The 1037-nt window shown below is 67.8% G+C and carries 1 protein-coding gene; it reads left to right on the top strand.

Going from position 1 to position 1037, the window contains the following annotated elements:
• The first annotated feature begins 68 nt into the window (after nt 1–68).
• A complete protein-coding gene (locus tag TNMX_RS10890; protein ID WP_038032168.1) occupies nt 69–1004 on the top strand; it encodes a transposase in 936 nt (311 codons plus the stop codon).
• Nucleotides 1005–1037 lie beyond the last annotated feature (33 nt).

Raw genomic sequence — 1037 nt, 5'->3', positions numbered from 1 at the left:
CCCCCCTTTCGGATATTCAATGCATACCCCCTTGACAAGCCAAAGGAAAAGGGGGCGCTTGGTGAGCTGTGGAAGCACACCAGACGCCCCCTTCCATCCTACCCCTGCCCCTGGAGGAACTGGTCCCCCTGCTCCAGGCATGGCTCCAAGCCCGCTTGCCAGAAGGGGAGAGAAAACCCGGCAGGCCCAGGACCTTCTCCGACCTCAGCCTCTTTCTCTTCCACCTGGTCCGCGCCCTCCTGGGCTTCTCCAGCGAACGCATGCGCCGGGAACTGGCCCGCAACCCTAGGCTCCGCAAGCGCCTCGGTCTAGAGCGCGTTCCCTCCTCTGCCACCCTCAGCGAGCGGAGCCGGAAGCTACCCTGGCCCCTCCTGCGGGGAGGGAAGCGGGTGGGCCGGGGGAGGCGGGTGCTGGCCATGGACGCCACCCTTCTCCCCGCCCAGAGGTCGGATGGGGAGGCGGCTTGGGGCGTGGGCTCGGATGGGGGCTGGGTTTATGGGTACAAGCTCCACCTCCTCGTGGACCTGGACACGGGGGAGGTGCTGGCCCTACGGGTGACCCCGGCCTCATGGCACGACTCCCCGGTGGGGCGGGGGATGCTCTGGGGGGTGGAGAGGTTTCCTGGGGAGAAGCCCCCCGTGGTGGTGGCGGACGCGGCCTACGAGGGGGAAGCCAACTTTCGGTTGACGAGGAGGCGAGGGATGCTTCTGGTGACGGGGCATAACCGGAGACGGGGAAGGCCAAAGGGGAGGGGGCGGCTTTTGAACCTGCGGCGGCGGGGGAGAGGTGCGTACCGGAGGCTTTTGGGGCGGCGGTGGGAGCTGGAGACGGTTTTTGGTCTGCTGAAGGGGCCGATGGGGCTGGTGGGGGCGGTGGGGAGGGTACGGGGGCTGAAGGCGGTGGCCCTGCAAGTGGAAGCTTGGGTGATGGCCTGGAGCGTGGTGGCCCAGCTTCTTGGGCAGGCGGGTCTGCCCATCACCCGGGTGTTGCGGGCGGTGGCGTGAGGTGAGTACGCAGGTGAATATCCGAAAAGGGGG

The organism is Thermus sp. NMX2.A1, assembly GCF_000511705.1.
In the GTDB taxonomy this organism is placed as follows: Bacteria; Deinococcota; Deinococci; order Deinococcales; family Thermaceae; genus Thermus; species Thermus scotoductus.
The sequence above is the reverse complement of the archived record's forward strand: the minus strand, read 5'-3'. Positions and strand labels throughout refer to the sequence as shown.